1 protein-coding gene is annotated in these 1,334 nt (G+C 67.7%); it reads left to right on the top strand.

The window, feature by feature from the left end:
• Window positions 1-44: 44 nt before the first annotated feature.
• Window positions 45-1,301 (top strand): IS30 family transposase, encoded by a 1,257-nt coding sequence (locus tag AB0M70_RS42140; protein ID WP_365829177.1) that lies wholly within the window; start codon window positions 45-47, stop codon window positions 1,299-1,301.
• Window positions 1,302-1,334: the final 33 nt, after the last annotated feature.

Here is a 1,334-nt window from a genome sequence, read left to right on the forward strand (position 1 = left end):
CTTGAGTTCTAGCGGTCGTCGCAACACCCCACTTCAGGGGTGCGATGGACTTCAGGATCCGGGACGACCGGAATCCGCAGGGCCGGAGGCAGTTGGTCCGGGAGCGGGAGGCATACCTTCAGCTTGTGGATCAAGGAACTCCCTACGAGGACGCCTGCCGGATCGTCGGCATCAACTCGAAGACCGGCAGGCGATGGCGTAACGGCCGCAGTGCTGACCGCCGTTCAAAGGCGGCACTACCTATCACCGGGGTGGTGCCGCCTCACCTCGTTCCCGTGGCTGCGGAGCCGGCCGGCTCCTCGCGCTACCTGCGTGAGGCCGATCGCATCCACATAGCTGACCGGTTGCGGGAGAAGGCTGCCGTCCGGACGATCGCAGCCGAGCTTGGCCGCAGCCCGTCAACCATCAGCCGGGAGATCCGCCGAAACCGGACCGTCCTCCCCGGCGGCCGCTGGTACTACCGGCCGCACGCTGCCCAGCGCCGGGCGGACAAACGCCGTCCGAGGCCCAAGGTCGCCAAGATCGGGCAGAACCCCGAGCTGCGGGACTTCATCCAGGACCACCTGGCCCGGCGGTGGAGCCCGGAGCAGATCTGCCACGCTCTGCGCAGACGGTTCCCTGACCGGCCGGAGATGCACGTGGTTCACGAGACGATTTACCAGGCCCTCTACGTCCAAGGCCGCGGTGAACTCCGACGCGAGCTGGCCCGCGCACTGCGGACCGGACGAGCCGTCCGCAAGCCCCATCGCCACTCTGCCCGCCGCAGACAGCGATTTCCGCACCCCATGGTGATGATCAGCGAGCGGCCCGCCGAAGTGGCCGACCGGGCTGTCCCCGGCCACTGGGAGGGCGATCTCATCGTTGGCAGCAGCTCCCGCTCAGCCATCGCCACACTCGTCGAACGCAGCACCCGCTACCTCATGCTGGTCCACCTCCCGAACGGCCACGCAGCATCGGCCGTCCGCCAGGCGCTGGCCGACACCGTCCAGACCCTGCCGCCCCACCTGAAGCGGTCACTGACATGGGACCAGGGCGCTGAGATGGCCGCCCACCACGCTTTCAGCCTCGCCACTGACATCCCGGTCTACTTCTGCGATCCGGGCAGCCCCTGGCAACGCGGATCAAACGAGAACACCAATGGCCTGCTGCGGCAGTACTTCCCCAAGGGCTCTGACTTGTCCCGGCACAGCCGGGACGACCTCGAGGCCGTCGCCGCCGAGCTCAACAGCCGCCCACGCAAAACGCTCGGCTGGGAAACCCCAGCCGAGCGCCTCGCTAAGCTCCTGGCGACAGCCAGTTGATCACTGTGTTGCTACGACCCCTGGAATTCGCCC

Origin of the sequence: Streptomyces sp. NPDC051214 (genome assembly GCF_040682375.1) — a bacterium.
Lineage (GTDB): Bacteria > Actinomycetota > Actinomycetes > Streptomycetales > Streptomycetaceae > Streptomyces.

Excerpts from the sequence above, each read along its gene's own strand:
- AB0M70_RS42140 (WP_365829177.1), top strand. The coding sequence starts at position 45 with ATGGACTTCAGGATCCGGGACGACCGGAATCCGCAGGGCCGGAGGCAG.